This window comes from Rhodovulum sp. 12E13, from assembly GCF_003340565.1.
Classification (GTDB): Bacteria; Pseudomonadota; Alphaproteobacteria; order Rhodobacterales; family Rhodobacteraceae; genus HLUCCA09.
In genome coordinates, this window is the sequence record NZ_QPLK01000015.1 from 71,495 (window position 1) to 88,876 (window position 17,382).

General features: G+C 69.3%; 18 protein-coding genes. 15 read left to right on the forward strand and 3 right to left on the reverse strand.

Features of this window, described 5'->3' with window-relative positions; all coding sequences use genetic code 11:
* The first annotated feature begins 125 nt into the window (after positions 1–125).
* From gmk to DLJ49_RS13710, 3 genes are all read left to right on the forward strand, one after another.
* Entirely contained in the window at positions 126–767 is a 642-nt protein-coding gene (gene gmk / locus DLJ49_RS13700; RefSeq protein WP_115394119.1) for a guanylate kinase, read from the forward strand.
* Positions 764–1,285 carry a gamma carbonic anhydrase family protein gene (locus tag DLJ49_RS13705; RefSeq protein WP_115394120.1) on the forward strand — a complete coding sequence of 174 codons (522 nt, stop codon included), beginning with the start codon at positions 764–766 and terminating at the stop codon, positions 1,283–1,285. The genes gmk and DLJ49_RS13705 overlap by 4 nt, the downstream gene beginning before the upstream one ends.
* A 105-nt stretch (positions 1,286–1,390) precedes the next feature.
* Positions 1,391–2,605 (forward strand): trans-sulfuration enzyme family protein, encoded by a 1,215-nt coding sequence (locus DLJ49_RS13710; RefSeq protein ID WP_115394121.1) that lies wholly within the window; start codon positions 1,391–1,393, stop codon positions 2,603–2,605.
* 11 nt (positions 2,606–2,616) lie between these two features.
* Here DLJ49_RS13710 and DLJ49_RS13715 read toward each other — a convergent pair whose 3' ends face one another.
* The gene (locus DLJ49_RS13715; RefSeq protein WP_147277314.1) at positions 2,617–3,135 is read right to left on the reverse strand and encodes a hypothetical protein; all 519 of its coding nucleotides are present in this window, start codon (positions 3,133–3,135) and stop codon (positions 2,617–2,619) included.
* A gap of 195 nt (positions 3,136–3,330) precedes the next feature.
* On the opposite strand from DLJ49_RS13715, the gene DLJ49_RS13720 reads away from it, so the two are divergent.
* The 7 genes from DLJ49_RS13720 to phoB all read left to right on the forward strand — a co-directional run bounded on the left by DLJ49_RS13720 (position 3,331) and on the right by phoB (position 10,567).
* Complete coding sequence (locus DLJ49_RS13720) at positions 3,331–4,386, forward strand: ATP-binding protein (RefSeq protein ID WP_115394123.1); 1,056 nt, start codon at positions 3,331–3,333, stop codon at positions 4,384–4,386.
* A 150-nt stretch (positions 4,387–4,536) separates the two neighbouring features.
* Entirely contained in the window at positions 4,537–5,568 is a 1,032-nt protein-coding gene (locus tag DLJ49_RS13725; RefSeq protein ID WP_115394124.1) for a substrate-binding domain-containing protein, read from the forward strand.
* An 86-nt stretch (positions 5,569–5,654) separates the two neighbouring features.
* Positions 5,655–7,013, forward strand: coding sequence for a phosphate ABC transporter permease subunit PstC (gene pstC, locus DLJ49_RS13730; RefSeq protein WP_233489019.1), 1,359 nt, complete (start codon positions 5,655–5,657; stop codon positions 7,011–7,013).
* Positions 7,014–7,025: 12 nt separating this feature from the next.
* Positions 7,026–8,330 (forward strand): phosphate ABC transporter permease PstA, encoded by a 1,305-nt coding sequence (pstA, locus tag DLJ49_RS13735; RefSeq protein ID WP_115394126.1) that lies wholly within the window; start codon positions 7,026–7,028, stop codon positions 8,328–8,330.
* Positions 8,331–8,346: 16 nt separating this feature from the next.
* Positions 8,347–9,144: a phosphate ABC transporter ATP-binding protein PstB gene (gene pstB / locus DLJ49_RS13740; protein ID WP_115394127.1), complete on the forward strand. Its 798-nt coding sequence runs from the start codon at positions 8,347–8,349 to the stop codon at positions 9,142–9,144.
* Positions 9,145–9,161: 17 nt separating this feature from the next.
* Positions 9,162–9,878 (forward strand): phosphate signaling complex protein PhoU, encoded by a 717-nt coding sequence (gene phoU, locus DLJ49_RS13745; RefSeq protein WP_115394128.1) that lies wholly within the window; start codon positions 9,162–9,164, stop codon positions 9,876–9,878.
* Complete coding sequence (gene phoB, locus DLJ49_RS13750) at positions 9,875–10,567, forward strand: phosphate regulon transcriptional regulator PhoB (RefSeq protein ID WP_115394129.1); 693 nt, start codon at positions 9,875–9,877, stop codon at positions 10,565–10,567. The genes phoU and phoB overlap by 4 nt, the downstream gene beginning before the upstream one ends.
* Positions 10,568–10,759: 192 nt before the next feature.
* Here the strand turns inward: phoB and DLJ49_RS13755 are convergent, their stop codons facing one another.
* Positions 10,760–11,938: an NAD(P)/FAD-dependent oxidoreductase gene (locus tag DLJ49_RS13755; protein ID WP_115394130.1), complete on the reverse strand. Its 1,179-nt coding sequence runs from the start codon at positions 11,936–11,938 to the stop codon at positions 10,760–10,762.
* A gap of 65 nt (positions 11,939–12,003) precedes the next feature.
* Here DLJ49_RS13755 and aroQ point away from each other — a divergent pair, with 65 nt between their 5' ends.
* The 3 genes from aroQ to DLJ49_RS13770 all read left to right on the forward strand — a co-directional run bounded on the left by aroQ (position 12,004) and on the right by DLJ49_RS13770 (position 13,571).
* Positions 12,004–12,447: a type II 3-dehydroquinate dehydratase gene (gene aroQ, locus DLJ49_RS13760; protein WP_115394131.1), complete on the forward strand. Its 444-nt coding sequence runs from the start codon at positions 12,004–12,006 to the stop codon at positions 12,445–12,447.
* A gap of 16 nt (positions 12,448–12,463) precedes the next feature.
* On the forward strand, positions 12,464–13,054 hold the full coding sequence (locus DLJ49_RS13765) for a hypothetical protein (RefSeq protein ID WP_115394132.1): 591 nt from the start codon (positions 12,464–12,466) through the stop codon (positions 13,052–13,054).
* A gap of 70 nt (positions 13,055–13,124) precedes the next feature.
* Positions 13,125–13,571 carry a GNAT family N-acetyltransferase gene (locus DLJ49_RS13770; RefSeq protein WP_115394133.1) on the forward strand — a complete coding sequence of 149 codons (447 nt, stop codon included), beginning with the start codon at positions 13,125–13,127 and terminating at the stop codon, positions 13,569–13,571.
* A 48-nt stretch (positions 13,572–13,619) separates the two neighbouring features.
* Here the strand turns inward: DLJ49_RS13770 and DLJ49_RS13775 are convergent, their stop codons facing one another.
* Entirely contained in the window at positions 13,620–14,648 is a 1,029-nt protein-coding gene (locus DLJ49_RS13775; protein WP_115394134.1) for an extracellular solute-binding protein, read from the reverse strand.
* A gap of 201 nt (positions 14,649–14,849) precedes the next feature.
* On the opposite strand from DLJ49_RS13775, the gene DLJ49_RS13780 reads away from it, so the two are divergent.
* Both DLJ49_RS13780 and DLJ49_RS13785 read left to right on the forward strand, forming a co-directional pair.
* Positions 14,850–16,028, forward strand: coding sequence for a cytochrome P450 (locus DLJ49_RS13780; protein ID WP_115394135.1), 1,179 nt, complete (start codon positions 14,850–14,852; stop codon positions 16,026–16,028).
* A 103-nt stretch (positions 16,029–16,131) separates the two neighbouring features.
* Entirely contained in the window at positions 16,132–17,316 is a 1,185-nt protein-coding gene (locus DLJ49_RS13785; protein ID WP_115394136.1) for an ABC transporter substrate-binding protein, read from the forward strand.
* The last annotated feature ends 66 nt before the right edge of the window (positions 17,317–17,382 follow it).

The following is a 17,382-nucleotide window of genomic DNA, read 5'->3' on the forward strand; positions in this document are numbered from 1 at the left end:
TGCGGGCGCCGGCGCCGTCGGCGAGCCTTTGCCGAGGCCTGCCCGGGCTTGACCCCGCCCGCCCGCTGGCCCACGGAAAGAGCGGCCCGGCAGGGTCGGGAGGGCGACCGGGGAGGGGCGTGCACATGGCCGAGCGGCGGGGATTGCTGATCATCCTGTCCTCGCCCTCGGGGGCGGGCAAGTCGACGCTCGCGCGGCGGCTGATGGGCTGGGACCCGACGCTGACCTTCTCGGTCTCGGCCACCACGCGGCCGCCGCGGGCGGGCGAGGTGGACGGGTGCGACTACCACTTTCTTGCCGAGGCGCGCTTCAAGCAGATGGTGGCCGACGGCGCGATGCTCGAGCATGCCTTCGTCTTCGGCAACTTCTACGGCTCGCCCGCCGCGCCCGTGCGCGAGGCGATCGAGGCGGGGCGCGACGTGCTGTTCGACGTCGACTGGCAGGGCGCCCAGCAGATCCGCAATTCCGAGCTCGGCCGGCACACGCTGTCGATCTTCATCCTGCCCCCCTCCATCCCCGAGCTGCGCCGCCGGCTGGTGGAGCGGGGGCAGGATTCCGACGAGGTGATCGCGCGGCGGATGCAGAAGAGCTGGGACGAGATCAGCCACTGGGACGGCTACGACTACGTGCTCGTCAACGACGAGCTCGACGCGACCGAAGCGCGCCTGCGCACCATCGTCACCGCAGAGCGGTTGCGCCGGCCCCAGCAGCCGGGCCTGGCCGGCCACGTGAGAAAGCTGCAATCGGAATTCGAGGAAACGCTATGACCATCTACGCGTTCGAGGGGCAGGCGCCCGAGATCGGGGAAGGGGCTTGGGCCGCGCCCACGGCGCAGCTCATGGGTCGGGTGCGTCTCGGGGCGCGTGCCTCCGTCTGGTTCGGCGCGGTCCTGCGCGGCGACAACGAGTGGATCGAGCTCGGCGAGGGCACCAACGTGCAGGAAAACACCGTCTGCCACACCGACATGGGCTTTCCGCTCACCGTCGGCCGCGACTGCACGATCGGCCACCGCGCCATGCTGCACGGCTGCACGATCGGCGACGAGAGCCTCGTCGGCATGGGGGCGACCGTGCTGAACGGCGCGGTGATCGGGCGCAACTGCCTGATCGGCGCCTGCGCGCTGGTCACCGAGGGCAAGGAGATCCCCGACGGCTCCCTGGTGATCGGCGCCCCCGGCAAGGTCGTGCGCGCGTTGACCGCGCCGGAGATCGAGGGCCTGCGCGCCAGCGCGCTCGGCTACCAGCGCAACGCGGCGCGATTCCGCGCGGGGCTGACCGCCCTCTGACCGGGACGGACGTGGCAGGGGGCGTGGCCTTGCCTGCTTCTTCTTGCCCGAAATATCCCCGCCGGAGGCAGGCCCGGCAGGGGCCACGCATCGAAGGAGGGGACGATGAGCGAACGCCGCAACTGGCAGCCGCAGCCCGGCCGGCGGGCCGACTGGCCCGAGAGCGCGAGCCGCCCCGTGGCCACGCCGCTCCAGCCGAGCGTGGTCTATGCCGCAGAGAGCCCCGACGCGCTCGACGCGCAATACGAGGGGCGGCTTGCGGGCTGGACCTATGCGCGCGAGGGGCACCCCAATGCCGCGCAGCTGGCCGGCATGATCGACGCGCTCGAGGGCGTCGCGGGGGGCGTGATGACCGGCTCTGGCATGGCTGCGGTCGGGGCGGCCATGCTGGGGCTCGTGCAGGCCGGCGACCACGTCGTGGGGGCCGACCAGCTCTATGGCCGCTCGCTGCGGCTGCTCGCCGAGGATCTGCCGCGCCTCGGCATCGCGACCACGCTCGCCGACGCGACCGACGCGGGCGCCATCGAGGCCGCGCTGCGCCCCGAGACGCGGGCGATCCTCGTCGAGGTCGTCTCTAACCCGACGATCCGCGTGGCCGATATCGAGGGTCTCGCCGCGCTCGCCCGCGAGCGGGGCGTGGCGCTGGTGATCGACAACACCTTCACCACGCCGCGGGGCTTTCGCGCGGGCGAGGTGGCCGACGTGGTCGTGCATTCCGTGACCAAGCTGCTTGCCGGGCACTCCGACGCGACGCTGGGCTGGGTGGCGGCGCGCGACGCTGACACCGCCGCGCGCATCGCGACCGCGGTGCAGACCTGGGGGATGACGCCCGCGCCCTTCGACTGCTGGCTCGCCGAGCGCGGGCTGCATACCTTTCCGCTGCGCTACGACCGGGCCGAGGCGACCGCGGCCCGGCTGGCCGACGCGCTGGCGCGGATGGAGGGGGTGGCGCGCGTCCTCTACCCGGGCCGCGCCGAGCACCCCGACCATGCCCGCGCCGGCCGGCTCCTGCAGGGGCGCTTCGGCAACATGGTGTCGTTCGAACTCGCCGGCGCGGCTGCGGCCGGGGCCGGGCGCGAAGCGGCCAATGCGCTTGTGCGGGCCATGCCGGCGCTGCCCTTCGCGCCGACCCTCGGCGACGTGGGCACGACGCTCTCTCACCCCGCCACCTCGTCGCACCGGGGGCTGTCCGCAGAGGGGCGCGCCGCGCTCGGCATCTCCGAGGGGGTCTTTCGCGTGTCGGTAGGGCTCGAGGAGCCCGACGCCCTGATCGCGGAGTTCGAGGCCGGCGTGGCCGCCGCGCGGGCGGCGCTGCGCTGAGCTGGGCAACCCTATCCTTCGTGGGGGCCTCCGCCGTCGTTACCGTCCCAGGTATCGTTTCCGTCCTGGTCGTCGGGGCCGTCCTCGTTCCCCTCCGGCTCCGCGTCGCCGTCTCCCTCACGGCCCTCGGCACGGCGGCGAGGCGTGCCGGCCGGCCCGCCGTAGGGCGGTGGCAACTGGACGAGGGCGATGTCGAGCCCGGGAAAGTGCGCCAGAACCTCGTCGATCACCATGCCCGGACGCGGCAAAGGCGGCGAGACGATGCGGTAGGGGCCCGAGAACTCCAGGCACCACAGAAGCCGCGCGGCCTCCATCACGTCGCCGTCCTGCCAGAAAAGCGGCGAGAGCACCCCGTCAGGGGGGGCCTCGACGGCGAGCCGCGTCTCGAGGGCGCGCAGGCTGACGGGCTCTATGCCGCCCTGTGGCGGCAGGCCCGGCAACGTGCGGGTAAGCGCCGCGATCGGCAACCGGGACACCGTCTCCGACGGGCCGAGCCAGAAGAGACGTGCCGCGAAACGGCGCGCGGACAACGGCCCGTCGCGCTGTCTGAACGGTCCCTGCGTCATGCAGGGTTACGTTAGAACAACCAAAGCGCGTAAAGAAAGGGATTTGATCTTCCTGACGTAGAAACGCGCGGCAGGGTTGCCTTGGCGACCGAAAGTTGGGCATGGCCGTCGCGCCCGGGCGCGGTTGCGCCGCCCTTTCCAAACAAGGCAGTCCGGACGATGCCCGACAACGCCGCCGCTTCCCTCCTGATGGCTGTCCCGATGCCGCTTGTGCTGATCGGGCCCGACGCGCGCATCGCCGCCATGAACGCCCGCGCTCGCGCGCTGTTCGGCGCCGACGGGACGGGACGGCACCATGTGACGGTGCTGCGCCAGCCGGCGTTGCTCGATGCGATCGAGGCGGCCCTCGGGGCAGGGCGGACGGGCGAGGCGCGCTATCTCGATCCCTCTCCCGGCAGCGAGGGCGCCTACCGCGTCACGGTGGCGCCGGTCGAGGCGGCGGGGGGCGTGCTCGTCTCGTTCCAGGACGTCACCGACCTCGAGCGCGCCACGCAGATGCGCCGCGATTTCGTGGCCAATGTCAGCCACGAGCTGAAGACACCGCTCACCGCGCTGCTCGGCTTCATCGAGACGCTGCGTGGCCCGGCGCGCGACGATGCGGCTGCGCGAGAGCGCTTCCTCGCCATCATGCAGCGCGAGGCGGAGCGGATGGACCGGCTGGTGTCGGACCTGCTGTCGCTCAACCGTGTCGAGAGCGCCGAGCGCCAGCGCCCGACCGACCCCGTCGCGCTCGACGAACTGGTGGCCTCGACCGTCTCGGCCCTGCGGCCGACGGCCGAGGCGGCGGGCGTGGAGCTCGCGGTCGAGGGCGAGGCGGGCGAACGCATGGTGGTGCCGGGCGACGCGGACCAGCTCACGCAGGTCTTTGCCAACCTCATCGAGAACGGCATCAAGTATGGCGGCGCAGGCGGCCGGGTGACCGCGCGGCTGACCTATTCGCCGCGCGAGCTGGCGGTGCGCGGCCCGGCCGTGACCGTCGACGTGATCGACAGGGGCGAGGGCTTCGACCCCATCCACATCCCCCGGCTGACCGAGCGGTTCTACCGGGTCGATGCCCACCGCTCGCGCGAGAAGGGCGGCACGGGCCTCGGCCTCGCCATCGCCAAGCACATCGTGAACCGTCACCGCGGCCGCTTCCGCATCGAGAGCGCGCCGGGGCAGGGCGCGACCTTCACCGTGACGCTCCCGGCGCTGCATGGCGAGATGATGCGCTGACGCGAGGTTCCGCAGCGGAACTCGACGGCGTGCCGCGCATTGTCATGAAACCGTTACGAAAGCTTTACAAAAGGCGCATGCGGCGCGTCTAGGCAGCGCGTCGAGGCTGCCCGGGGGGGCGGCCCTGAACCCAACACCATGGAGAATCACATGTCTCTCGTGAAGCTGTCCGCCTCAGCCTTGGCGATCACCGCTCTCTGCGCGACCGCCGCCACCGCGCGCGACGAAATCCGCCGCGTCGGATCGTCGACGGTGTTCCCCTACACGCAGGCCGTGGCAGAGCAGTTCGCCAACAACACGGGCTTTCCCTCGCCAATCGTCGAATCGACCGGCACCGGCGGCGGCATGCAAATCTTCTGCGGCGGCATCGGCGAGCAATTCGCCGACATCACCGGTGCGTCGCGTCGCATGAAGCCGTCCGAATACCAGCTGTGCATGGATGGCGGCGTGACCGACATCACCGAGGCGCGCATCGGCTCAGACGGTCTTACCATCGCGGTCTCGCGCGACAATGAGTTCGCGTGGGACATGTCGCTGTCCGAGGTCTACCTCGCGCTCGCCGCGATGGTGCCGGTCGACGGCGAGTGGGCCGAAAACCCCTACACCACCTGGAACGAGATCAACCCGGACTTCCCGGAAACCGAGATCGAGGTTCTGGGCCCTCCGCCGACTTCGGGCACGCGTGACGCCTTCGTCGAACTGGCGATGGTCGCGGGCTGCATGGATCTCGACTATGTCGCGCAGAACCATGACGAGGACTGGGCCGAAGAGAACTGCGCGCGCATGCGCACCGACGGCCCGTTCATCGAGGCCGGCGAGAACGACAACCTCATCGTGCAGCGCCTGCAGGCCAACAGCGACGCGATGGGCATCTTCGGCTATTCCTTCCTGTTCGAGAACCAGGACACTCTGAAGGCCGTCACCATCGCCGGCGTCGAGCCGACGCCGGACACCATCGGCGACACCTATCCGATCTCGCGTCCGCTGTACTTCTACATCAAGAACGCGCATCGCGGCGTGATCCCCGGCTTCGAGGAATTCCTGGCCGAGTACATGTCCGAGGACGCGCTGGCGCCCGGCGGCTACCTGGAAGAGCGCGGCCTCGTTCCGCTGTCCGAAGAGCGCCGTGCCGAGCTCCGTGAGCGCGTCGAGAACGGGGTCGCCATGGAAGCGCTCAACTAAGCGCGCCTTCAACCAATGCGACCGCCCGGCCTGCTCGGGCGGTCGTTCCTTTTCCTAGGTGGTTCCCAATGACACTAGCGCCTTTCGTGATCCTGTTGCTGGCAGCCGCCGTCGGCTACGCGATCAACATTCAGGCCGCCCGGGCAATCCGGTCGAACGGCGTCCGGCTGCACTCGCTCGAGGGCTTTCACGGGCTTTTCTCGCTGTTGCTCGTGATCGTGCCGGTGCTGACGCTGGTGCTGCTCTGGCTGGCGCTGGAAGGCGGTGTGATCAATCGTCTGCTTATGGCGTCATTGCCCGACGGGGTGCTCGACGGCCTCGACTCCGGCGCGGTGCAGCTGATCGGGGCGGAAATCCGTTCCATCGCCGGGGGGCGCATCTTCGGCACGCCCGAGGACTGGAAGCTCGAGGCCGCCGACCGGCTGATTGCTTATCGGCAGACCTCGGCCTGGCTTCTGGTGATCGTCGTCGTGCTTGTTTCCGCGGCGCTCGTGTTCTTCGCGCGCGGCAAGGTCGCGGCCGAGTTCCGCGCCCGCCAGGGGGTGGAGCGTATCACCCTCGGGCTGATGGTCTTCTGCGCAGTGGTTGCGATCTTCACCACGATTGGGATCGTCGCCGCGCTGACGTTTGAGACGATCAAGTTCTTCCAGCTCGTTCCGGTCACGGAGTTCCTGTTCGGCACCAACTGGGAACCGCAAATCCCCATCCGCGAGGACCAGATCGCGGCCGAGGGTGCATTCGGCGCGGTTCCGGTCTTTCTTGGCACCATCGTGATCGCGACTGTCGCTCTGGTTGTCGCCGTGCCGGTGGGGCTGCTGTCGGCCATCTACCTGAACGAGTTCGCGCCGCACGCCTTCCGCAAGGTGGTCAAGCCCATCCTCGAAGTGCTCGCCGGCGTCCCGACCGTCGTGTACGGATTCTTCGCCATTCTCGTGGTCGCGCCGGCAATCCGGCAATTCGGGCAGTCGATCGGGCTGGACGTGGCATCGAATACCGCGCTGGCCGCGGGCGGCGTCATGGGGATCATGCTGATTCCGTTCATCTCGTCCTTCGCCGACGATGCTCTTTCGGCGGTGCCGCAAAGCCTGCGCGACGGCGCGCTGGCGCTTGGCGCGACGCGCGGTGAAATGATGATGAACGTGGTCTTTCCTGCCGCCATCCCCGGCATCGTCGGCGGCGTCCTGCTGGCCGTCAGCCGCGCCATCGGCGAGACGATGATCGTTGTGATGGCCGCCGGTCTGATCGCCAGGATGACGATCAACCCGCTCGACAGCGTAACAGCCGTGACGGTGCAGATCGTCACCCTGCTGATCGGTGACACCGCCTTCGACAATCCCAAGACGCTGGCAGCCTTCGCGCTGGGCATGATGCTGTTCCTCGCGACGCTGGTGATCAACGTCTTTGCCCTGCGCATCGTGCGCAAGTACCGCGAAATCTACGATTGAGGCCCGGCAAACATGACCGACATAACCCCCTCCGATGCCCGCCCGACGTCCCGTGGTACCGCGACCGAGGCCGTGCGCCGCAGCCTTGCCCGGCGTAATCGCAAGCAGCTTGTCCTGCAGGGGTTCGGCATCGCCGCGATCATTCTGGCAATATCGATGCTCCTGATCCTGCTGACCTCGATCATCAGCACTGGATATCACGCTTTCACGCAGACCCACATCCAGCTCGAGGTCTATGTCGATCCGGAGGAAATCCCGGCGGAGGGGCTGCCGCGGGGCGGCTTCGACGACGTGCTCGCGGCCGCGATGGGGGCGCACTTCCCCGCGGTCGACCTGACGGACCGTGCCGCCACGCGCGAGCTGACGTCGATCCTGTCGAACGGTGCCCAGTTCATACTGCGCGACAAGGTCGTGGCAGATCCGTCGCTGATCGGCCAGACCGTCACGCTTAAGGTGCCCGTCTCGGACGCCTACGACCAGCTCAACAAGGGCCTCGTGCAACGGGACACGGCCGAGCAGTTCCGCCGCGTGGACGACGCGGCGATCGCGCGCTTCGACAGGCTGGATGAGTTGGGACTCATCTCCACGCCGCTGAACACTGCGCTGATCACCAACGCGGATTCGCGCTTTCCCGAACTGGCTGGTCTGAAGGGCGCGCTGATCGGCTCGTTCTGGGCGCTGCTCACCTGCTTCCTGATCTCCTTCCCGCTCGGCATCGGGGCGGCGATCTATCTGGAGGAATTTGCGCCGAAGAACCGCTTCAGCGACTTCATCGAGATCAACATCAACAATCTCGCCGCCGTGCCGTCGGTGGTATTCGGTCTGCTGGCGCTAGCGGTGTTCATCGGCTGGTTCGGCCTTCCGCGTTCGGCCCCCTTCGTGGGCGGGCTGACCCTGGCGCTGATGACGATGCCGACGATCATCATCGCCACCCGCGCTGCGCTCAAATCGGTGCCGCCCTCGATACGGGAAGCGGCCCTTGGCGTCGGGGCCTCCAAGCACCAAGTCGTGTTTCAGCATGTTTTGCCATTGGCGATGCCGGGCATCCTGACCGGGACGATCATCGGCCTCGCGCAGGCTCTGGGCGAGACCGCGCCGCTTCTGCTGATCGGCATGAACGCCTTCATCACGTCGGCCCCCGGATCACCGTTCGACAGCGCCACGGCGCTGCCGACGCAGATCTTCATCTGGGCCGACAGCCCGGAGCGCGGCTTCGTCAGCCGGACGTCTGCCGCGATCCTTGTGCTACTGACATTCCTCATCATGATGAACGCGCTTGCGATCTTCCTCCGCAACCGCTTCGAGCGGAAGTGGTAACGTGAAAGGACGCGAAATGGACGATCTCCGTCAACACCTCCAGGTCGCCGGCGACGAGGAGGTCAAGATCTCGGCCCGCAACTGCCAGGTGTTCTACGGCGACACCCATGCCATCAAGGACGTCGACGTCGACATCCTCGACAAGACGGTGACCGCCTTCATCGGCCCGTCGGGCTGCGGCAAGTCGACCTTCCTGCGCTGCCTCAACCGCATGAACGACACCATCGACGTCGCCCGCGTCGAGGGCGAGATCCTGATGGATGGCGAGAACATCTACGACAAGAAGGTCGACCCGGTGCAACTCCGCGCCAAGGTCGGCATGGTGTTCCAGAAGCCGAACCCGTTTCCGAAGTCGATCTACGACAACGTGTCCTACGGGCCCAAGATCCACGGCCTCGCCCGCAACAAGGCAGAGCTCGACGAGATCGTCGAGCGCTCGCTCCGCCGTGCCGCCCTGTGGGACGAGGTGAAGGACCGGCTTCAGACGCCCGGCACCGGCCTGTCGGGCGGCCAGCAGCAGCGCCTGTGCATAGCCCGTGCCGTGGCCACCGAGCCAGAGGTTCTGCTGATGGACGAGCCGGCCTCGGCGCTCGACCCGATCGCCACCGCCCAGATCGAGGAGCTGATCGACGAGCTCAAGCAGAACTACTCGGTCGTCATCGTCACGCACTCGATGCAGCAGGCGGCCCGCGTCAGCCAGAAGACGGCCTTCTTCCACCTCGGCAATCTCGTCGAATACGACGACACCGGCACGATCTTCACCAACCCGCAGGATCCGCGGACCGAAAGCTACATCACCGGCCGGATCGGCTGAGCGGGGAGGGAGCACACATGAGTCAGGAACACATCGCCTCGGCCTACGATCGCGATCTGGAAGCGGTCCAGGCCATGATCATGAAGATGGGCGGGCTCGTGGAGGCCGCGATCCTGCGCGCGGCCGAGAGCCTCGAGAAGCGCGACGAGGAAGAGGCCGAGGCCGTCCGCCGCGCCGATGCCGCCATCGACGCACTGGAACAGCAGGTCAACGAGGATAGCGCCCGCCTCATCGCGCTGCGCCAGCCCGCGGCAGGCGACCTGCGCACCATCCTCACCGTGATGAAGATCGCCTCCAACCTCGAGCGGATCGGCGACTATGCCAAGAACATGGGCAAGCGCACCTCGGTGCTGGTGCAGATGCAGCCCGTAGAAGGGTCGGCCGGCTCGATCCGGCGGATGGCCAAGCAGGTCGAGCTGATGCTCAAGGACGCGCTCGACGCCTACATCCAGCGCGATCCCGAACTCGCCGAAGACGTGCGCCAGCGCGACATGGACGTCGACCAGATGTACAACGCGCTGTTCCGCAACTTCCTGACCTTCATGATGGAAGACCCGCGCAACATCACCGCCTGCATGCACCTGCACTTCATCGCCAAGAACATCGAGCGCATGGGCGACCACGTGACCAACATCGCCGAGCAGGTCATCTATCTCGTCGAGGGCGAGATGCCGGCCGACGACCGGCCCAAGCGCGACCGCACCGCCTTCGAGACGGTGGGGCCCGAGGCATGACACGGCACGAACGGCCGACCGTGCTCGTCGTCGAGGACGAGCCGGCACAGCGCGAGGTTCTGGCCTACAACCTCGAGGCCGAGGGCTTTCGCGTGGCCCGGGCCGAGAACGGCGAGGAGGCGCTGCTCCTGGTCGAGGAGGACGCCCCCGACGTGATCGTGCTCGACTGGATGCTGCCCAACGTCTCGGGCATCGAGGTCTGCCGCCGGCTCAAGACGCGGCCCGACACGCAGGGCGTGCCGATCATCATGCTCTCGGCCCGCTCCGAAGAGGTCGACCGCGTGCGCGGTCTCGAGACCGGCGCCGACGACTACGTGGTCAAGCCGTATTCGCTGGTCGAGCTGATGGCGCGCATCCGCGCCCAGCTGCGGCGCACGCGGCCCGCCGCGGTGGGGCAGCGGCTGACCTTCGAGGACATCGTGCTCGACGCCGAGACGCACCGCGTCTTCCGGTCCGACAAGCCTCTGAAGCTGGGGCCGACCGAGTTCCGTCTGCTCTCGACCTTCATGGAAAAGCCCGGCCGCGTCTGGTCGCGCGAGCAGCTGCTCGACCGGGTGTGGGGGCGCGACATCTACGTCGACACCCGCACCGTCGACGTCCATATCGGGCGGCTGCGCAAGGCGCTGTGCCAGAACGGCGGCCCGGACCCGGTGCGCACCGTGCGCGGCGCGGGCTACGCCCTCGGCTGAACATGCTTGCGCGCCCGGGGGTTCGACAGGGCGTTCGAGCTGGTTGTTAACGATCCGGCCGCGAATCTCGCGATCCTGCGTCGGCGGGACGGCGCGGGCTAAGGGCGAGAGCGCTGCCGCGCCAGCAGCCAGAAGTCCGATAATCAGTATTATGTAAAATGAACGGATGCGCCGCGGGCCAGGCGAAGGGCCTCAGACCACCGCCTTTTCCCGAACGCGCGCGCCCGTGTGCAACCGGTCGGGCGCTAGCTCCGACAGGTCGAGCGTCTCGAACCGGCCGGCGGTCAGCAACTCGGCCATGCCGCGGCCCATCGCCGGCGCCTGCTGCAGCCCGTGGCCCGAAAAACCCGTCAGCGCGTAGAGGTTGGGCCAGCCGGGCCAGCGTCCGACGAGTGCGTTCGCGTCGAGCCTGTTGAAGTCGTAGTGCCCGGCCCAGGCGCGCAGCACCTTCACGGCGGCAAAGACCGGCGCGCGCGCGTGGAGGCGCGGCCAGATCAGCTCCTCGAACTGGGCGAGATCGGGCTCGAAGTCGCCGGGCGCGCACGGCCCGTCGGCGTCGGGCACCGTGGCGGTGATCCAGTGATCGCCCTCGGGCCTGAGGTAAAAACCGCCATGGTCGACCATTAGCGGTGCGCGCGGGTGTCGCGCCTCTGGCGCGTCGATCACGAAAACCGTTCGCTTGCGGGGCTCTACCGGGCTTTCCTCACCCAATCCGGCAAGCAGCGGCGTGACCCCGGTTCCGGCAGCGAGCACCACCGCGCCGGCCGCGATCTCGGAGCCGTCGGCCAGCCGTACCCCGTGCGCCGCACCATGCCCGACCATGACCGCGACGACCTCGCCGCGCCGCGACTCGGCGCCGGCCGCCATGGCCGCGCCGCGCAGCCCCGCAAGCAGGCCCATGTTGTCGAACCAGCCCTCGTCGCGCGGGCCGAACGAGGCGAGCGCCACGTCGCCGACCGCAAGCCACGGAAAGCGCACCGCAAGATCGTCGGGCGCGAGCACCTCTGTCGCCGCGCCCTCGGCGCGCTGCATCGCCGCCGCCATGCGCAACACCTCCGCACCGGCCTGCGAGCCGGCCAGAAACAGGTAGCCCTGTTCGCGCAGACCGAGCGATGCCACACCGGAGGCGCCCGCCGCATACGCCTCGAAATTCCTCAGAAAATCAATTCCGAAGCGTGAGATCTTCACGTTGATCCGGCAGGTGAATTGCTGCCGGATCGAGGCGACCGACAGCGCCGTGGCGGCCTGCGCATGGCTCGGATCGCGCTCCACCACCGCGACGCGCAGGGCCGGGTCGCGGCGCATCAGCCAGAAGGCCGTCGACCAGCCCATGGCGCCCCCGCCCACGATCGCCACGTCTGCCGCCGTCATCCGCTTCCCCTCGACAGGCGCCCTGCCCCGCTCTATCCCCGGGCCGCGCCGCACGGAGCCCGCCCATGCCCTCGATCCTCGTCCTGAACGGCCCGAACCTCAACCTGCTCGGCACGCGCGAGCCCGGAATCTACGGCCGCACGACGCTGGCCGAGATCGAGGCCGACTGCGTCGAGACCGGCCGCGCGCTGGGGCTCGAGGTGACCTGCCGGCAGTCGAACCACGAGGGGGCGCTGGTCGATGCGCTGCACGCGGCCATGGGGGTGCAGGACGGTGTGGTGCTCAACGCCGGGGCCTATACGCACACCTCCGTCGCCCTGCGCGACGCGGTCTCGGGCACGGGTCTGCCGGTGGTCGAGGTGCACCTGTCGAACGTGCATGCGCGCGAGCCCTTCCGACAAGTCAGCCATCTCGCCCCCGTCGCGCTGGGGGTGATCGCGGGCTTCGGGCCGGCGGGCTACCGGCTGGCCCTGCGCGCGCTCGCCGGCCACCTCGACGCCCGCGGCTGAGGGCGGCGGCGCGGGCATGGAGCGCCCCGTCCTGACCTTTCCCGACGAGGTGGCAGAGCGCGTGCGCGCCGAATATGCCCGCGCCTCGGTCGTGCTCGAATACGGCTCGGGCGGCTCGACCGCGCTCGCGGCCGAGACGCCGGGGCTGACCTGCTTTTCCGTCGAGAACGACCTTGCATGGGCCCGCGCGATGGCGGCGTGGCTCGCCGCGCACCACCCCGCGGCCGACGTGCGCCTGCACCGGGCCTGGATCGGACCGACGAAGACATGGGGCCGACCGCGCTGGCCGCGCCTGCCGCTGCTTTATCCGCTCTTTCGCCGCTACCCCGCCGCCGTCTGGGCGCGGCGCGACTTCCGCGCGCCCGACCTGATCCTCGTCGACGGGCGGTTCCGCGTCGCCTGCTTCCTGACCGCGCTGATGCATGTGCGCCGCCCGACGCGACTGCTGTGGGACGACTATACGAGGCGCCCCGACTATCATGTTGTCGAGCGCTACTGCGCGCCCGTCTCGGTCGTGGGCCGGATGGCGGTGTTCGACATCACGCCGACAGGGTTTTCGCCTGCCGAACTGGAGCGGCTGCGCGCGGCGATGCTCGACCCTGAATGACCATTGCAGGGGCTTCCCCTGCCGGCGGGCCGCGCTTACCCATGGTCGGCACGCGACGAGGACCCTCGAGATGCCCGATACCTTTTCCATACGCGCCCTGACGCAGGACGACGAGGCCGCATGGCGCATCCTGTGGGAAGGCTATCTCGCCTTCTACGAGACGGAGGTGGCGAAGTCGGTGAAGGACGAGACGTTCCGCCGGCTCCTCTCGCCCGACCATGCCGACCAGAACGCGCTTGTGGCGGCCGACGCGACGGGGCCCATCGGCCTCGTCCACTACATCTTTCATGCGCATTGCTGGCGGATCGAGCCGGTCTGCTACCTGCAGGACCTGTTCACCGCGCCTCAGGCGCGCGGCCAGGGCGTCGGCCGGGCGCTGATCGAGGCCGTCTACGGTGCCGCAGATGCGCGCGGCGCGCCGTCGGTTTACTGGATGACCCAGCATTTCAACCACACGGCGCGCCGGCTCTACGACGATGTCGGTCAGCTGACGCCCTTCATCAAGTACGTCCGCTGACCGACGGTCGGGCGCCGAACACCGCGGTGCCCGATCCCCGGCAAGGGATCACTCCCACCCGGCCTCGTTGAGGATCCGCGTGGCGGTGTCGACGTTGGCCGCGATGTCGGACAGGTCGATCGTGTCGGGCCGGAAGATGCCGAGCTCGGCCACCGAGGGGGCCAGACCCACGCCCGGCACCGCCGGATACTCGTCGTTGCCGGCCGAGAAATACTCCTGCGCCTGGTCGGAGGCGAGGTATTCGAGGAAGCGCACCGCATTGTCGCGGTTGGGCGCGTTGGCCGCGATGCCGCCGCCCGAGATGTTCATGTGGGCGCCGATGTCGTTCTGGTTGGGAAAGACCCAGCCGATGTTCTCGAGCTGCTCGGGCGTGATCTGCTCGTCGCCCTTCCGCACGATGCGGGCGTAGTAATAGGTGTTCGACATCGCGACGTCGCACTCGCCCGATGCGATGCCGCGCAGCTGGTCGGTGTCGCCGCCCTGCGGGCTGCGCGCGAAGTTGCCGACGACCTCCTCGGCCCACTCCGCCACCAGCTCCTCGCCGAGATGGGCGACGAGCGCCGCGACGATGTTCTGGGTGTAGACGTTGGTCGACGAGCGGATGCACACCATCCCCTCGTATTCGTCACTGGCGAGATCCTGGTAGGTCTGCGGCGGGTTCTCGACGTCGCTCTTGTCGTAGAACAGGATGCGCGAGCGCTGCGAGAAGCCGAACCACTGGTTGTCGTCGTCCTGCAGGTAGGCCGGGATGCGGCGCTCGAGCACGTCGCTGTCGACCGACTGCAGCAGGCCGAGTTCCTTGGCGCGGGCGAGTCGCACGGTATCGACGGTGAGGAACACGTCGGCGGGACTGTTGGCGCCTTCGGCCTCCATCCGGGCGATCAGCTCGTCGGCGTTGCCCTCGATGCGGTTGATGGTGATCCCCGTCATCTCCTCGAAGTCGGAGTAGAGCCGCTCGTCGGTGTCGTAGTGGCGCGAGGAATACAGGTTGAGCTCGTCCGCGAACGCGGGAACTGCGGGCAGCGCGACCGCGGCGGCGAGGCCTGCGGCGAGCAGCTTGGATGTGGGCTTCGGCATGGATCACTCCCTATCGGCTTTCGTCATGCGACGGTTCGGTCATTCCTGACCTGTTCGCTCAACTACCCGATCACGCCTGTGGGTCAACCCATTTCCGACAGAAATACTCGGCCAAGATGTCGCTCGCCGTCGCGGGGCCTGCCGGCGGCGCGTCTGCGCCGGGTCTTGCCGCGCGCGCGCCGGCGCGCGATGAGGCGGGTCATGGAGCGCCTGTCGCAATCGCCCGCCGAACCCGCCTTCGTGCAGGATCCCTATCACTTCTACGCCCGCGCCCGCGCAGCCGGCGACCTGGTGTGGTGGCAGGACTACGGGATGCCGGCGGCCACGACCGACCGCGCGGTGAACGCGATCCTGCGCGATCGGCGCTTCGGCCGCGAGCCGCCCGAGGGCGCGCCCCGGCCCGAGGCCCCGGCCCGCCTCGCCCCCTTCTACGCAGTCGAGGCGGATTCGATGCTCGAGGCCGAGCCGCCGCGCCACACCCGCCTGCGCGGCCTCGTCCTGCGTGCGTTTACCACCGGTCGGGTGCAGGCATTGGCGCCGGGGATCGACCGGCTGGTGGCCGAGCTGATCGCGGCCTTCCCCGATGGCCCGTTCGACCTGCTCGACGCGCTGGCCCGTCCCTTGCCGGTTACCGTGATCGCCCGCCTCATCGGCGTGCCCGACGCCCGCGCGACCGACCTGCTGGCCTGGTCGAACGCGATGGTCAGGATGTATCAGCCCGGCCGGACCCGCACCGACGAGGATGCCGCGGTAGCCGCCACGCGGGCCTTCACCGCCTTCCTCGACGAGGTGATCGCGGCGCGGCGGCGCGCGCCCGGCGACGACCTGCTCAGCCAGCTGATCGCGGCCGAGGCCGCGGGCGACCGGCTGAGCGCCGAGGAACTCGTCTCGACCGTTATCCTGCTGCTGAACGCGGGCCACGAGGCGACGGTCCACACGCTGGGCAACGGCGTGAAGGCGCTGATCGAGACGGGCACGCAGGACGCGCTCGCCGACGACCCTGCCCAGGCGGTCGAGGAGATCCTGCGCTTCGACCCGCCGCTGCACGTCTTCACCCGGATCGCGCGGCAGGAGGTGGAGGTGTTCGGCCACCGCTTCGCGCCGGGCGACGAGGTGGCGTGCCTGCTCGCCTCGGCCAACCGCGACCCGGCGGCCCATGCCGACCCAGACCGCTTCGACCCGACCCGCGCACCGAAGCCCAACGCCAGCTTCGGCGCCGGCATCCACTTCTGCCTCGGGGCACCGCTCGCGCGGCTGGAACTCGCCCGCGCCCTGCCCGCCCTCTTCGCCGCGCGGCCCGGCCTGCAGCTGGCAGAGCCGCCCGCCTATGCCGACATCTACCATTTCCACGGGCTGGAGCGCCTGCTGGTGACCGACTGACCGCCGGTAAGGAGCCGCAAGGCGCCCCCCAAGCCCGCTTTTCAAAGGCGCGCGCCAACATTAGGGTCGCGCCGGGACGAACAACCCAACAGGGAGATTACCAATGAAAAAGCTGCTGCTCGCAAGCGTGGCCGCGCTCGCCGCCGGCCCGGCGCTGGCCCAGGAAGGGATCAAGATGGGCGTGATCTTGGGCTTCACCGGCCCGATCGAATCGCTCACGCCCGCCATGGCCACCGGCGCCGAGATGGCGATGGAAGAGGTGACGGAATCGGGCGGCCTGCTCGACGGCGCCACCGTCGTGCCGGTGCGCGCCGATTCGACCTGCGTCGACAGCGCCGCCGCCACCGCCGCCGCCGAGCGCCTGATCACGGCAGAGGGCATCAGGGGCATCATGGGCGCCGACTGCTCGGGCGTGACCGGCGCCGTTCTGGCCAACGTCGCGGTGCCGAACGGCATGGTCATGATCTCGCCCTCGGCCACGTCGCCCGCCCTGACCGACGCCGAGGACAACGGCCTGTTCTTCCGCACCGCGCCCTCCGATGCCCGGCAGGGCGAGGTTCTGGCCAACGTTCTGATGGACAAGGATATTTCCGAGGTCGCCGTCACCTACACCAACAACGATTACGGCAAGGGCTTCGCCGACGCGTTCCAGGCCGCCTTCGAGGGGATGGGCGGCACGATCACGCTGTCGGCCAGCCACGAGGACGGCAAGGCCGACTATACCGCCGAGGTCGGCGCGCTGGCCTCGGCCGGCGGCGACGCGCTGGTGGTGCTGGGCTATGTCGACCAGGGCGGTGCCGGCGTCATCCAGGCCGCGCTCGACACCGGTGCGTTCGACATGTTCGCCTTCGGCGACGGCATGATCGGCGACGCGCTGACCGACAATTTCGGCTCCGACATCGAGGGATCGGTCGGCACCGCGCCCGGCTCCGACAACGAGGGCGGGGCGATGTTCGCTGAGATGGCCAGCGCGGCGGGCATCGACGGCACCTCGGTCTATGCCGGCGAAAGCTACGACGCGGCGGCGCTGATGCTGCTGGCGATGCAGGCGGCCGGCTCGACGGTGCCCACCGACTATGCCGGCGAGATCATGGACATCGCCAACGCGCCCGGCGAGCCCATCCTGCCGGGCCAGCTCGGCATGGCGCTCGAGATGATCGCCGCGGGCGAGGACGTCAACTACGAGGGCGCGACCGGCGTCGAGCTTGTCGAGCCGGGCGAGGCTGCCGGCTCCTACGCCGAGTTCGTCGTCGAGGACGGCGCGCTGAGCATCGTCGGCTACCGCTGATCCCCGCCGCCCGACGGCGCGACGACACCGGACCGGCCCGGGGGGCTTCCCCGGGCCGGTTCTTTG

Coding starts and splice junctions, on each gene's coding strand:
- pstB (WP_115394127.1), top strand. CDS start 8,347: ATGGACGATCTCCGTCAACACCTCCAGGTCGCCGGCGACGAGGAGGTC.
- DLJ49_RS13765 (WP_115394132.1), top strand. CDS start 12,464: ATGGAGCGCCCCGTCCTGACCTTTCCCGACGAGGTGGCAGAGCGCGTG.
- aroQ (WP_115394131.1), top strand. CDS start 12,004: ATGCCCTCGATCCTCGTCCTGAACGGCCCGAACCTCAACCTGCTCGGC.
- DLJ49_RS13705 (WP_115394120.1), top strand. CDS start 764: ATGACCATCTACGCGTTCGAGGGGCAGGCGCCCGAGATCGGGGAAGGG.
- gmk (WP_115394119.1), top strand. CDS start 126: ATGGCCGAGCGGCGGGGATTGCTGATCATCCTGTCCTCGCCCTCGGGG.
- phoU (WP_115394128.1), top strand. CDS start 9,162: ATGAGTCAGGAACACATCGCCTCGGCCTACGATCGCGATCTGGAAGCG.
- DLJ49_RS13780 (WP_115394135.1), top strand. CDS start 14,850: ATGGAGCGCCTGTCGCAATCGCCCGCCGAACCCGCCTTCGTGCAGGAT.
- DLJ49_RS13755 (WP_115394130.1), bottom strand. CDS start 11,938: ATGACGGCGGCAGACGTGGCGATCGTGGGCGGGGGCGCCATGGGCTGG.
- DLJ49_RS13775 (WP_115394134.1), bottom strand. CDS start 14,648: ATGCCGAAGCCCACATCCAAGCTGCTCGCCGCAGGCCTCGCCGCCGCG.
- DLJ49_RS13725 (WP_115394124.1), top strand. CDS start 4,537: ATGTCTCTCGTGAAGCTGTCCGCCTCAGCCTTGGCGATCACCGCTCTC.
- DLJ49_RS13710 (WP_115394121.1), top strand. CDS start 1,391: ATGAGCGAACGCCGCAACTGGCAGCCGCAGCCCGGCCGGCGGGCCGAC.
- DLJ49_RS13720 (WP_115394123.1), top strand. CDS start 3,331: ATGCCCGACAACGCCGCCGCTTCCCTCCTGATGGCTGTCCCGATGCCG.
- phoB (WP_115394129.1), top strand. CDS start 9,875: ATGACACGGCACGAACGGCCGACCGTGCTCGTCGTCGAGGACGAGCCG.
- DLJ49_RS13770 (WP_115394133.1), top strand. CDS start 13,125: ATGCCCGATACCTTTTCCATACGCGCCCTGACGCAGGACGACGAGGCC.
- pstA (WP_115394126.1), top strand. CDS start 7,026: ATGACCGACATAACCCCCTCCGATGCCCGCCCGACGTCCCGTGGTACC.
- DLJ49_RS13785 (WP_115394136.1), top strand. CDS start 16,132: ATGAAAAAGCTGCTGCTCGCAAGCGTGGCCGCGCTCGCCGCCGGCCCG.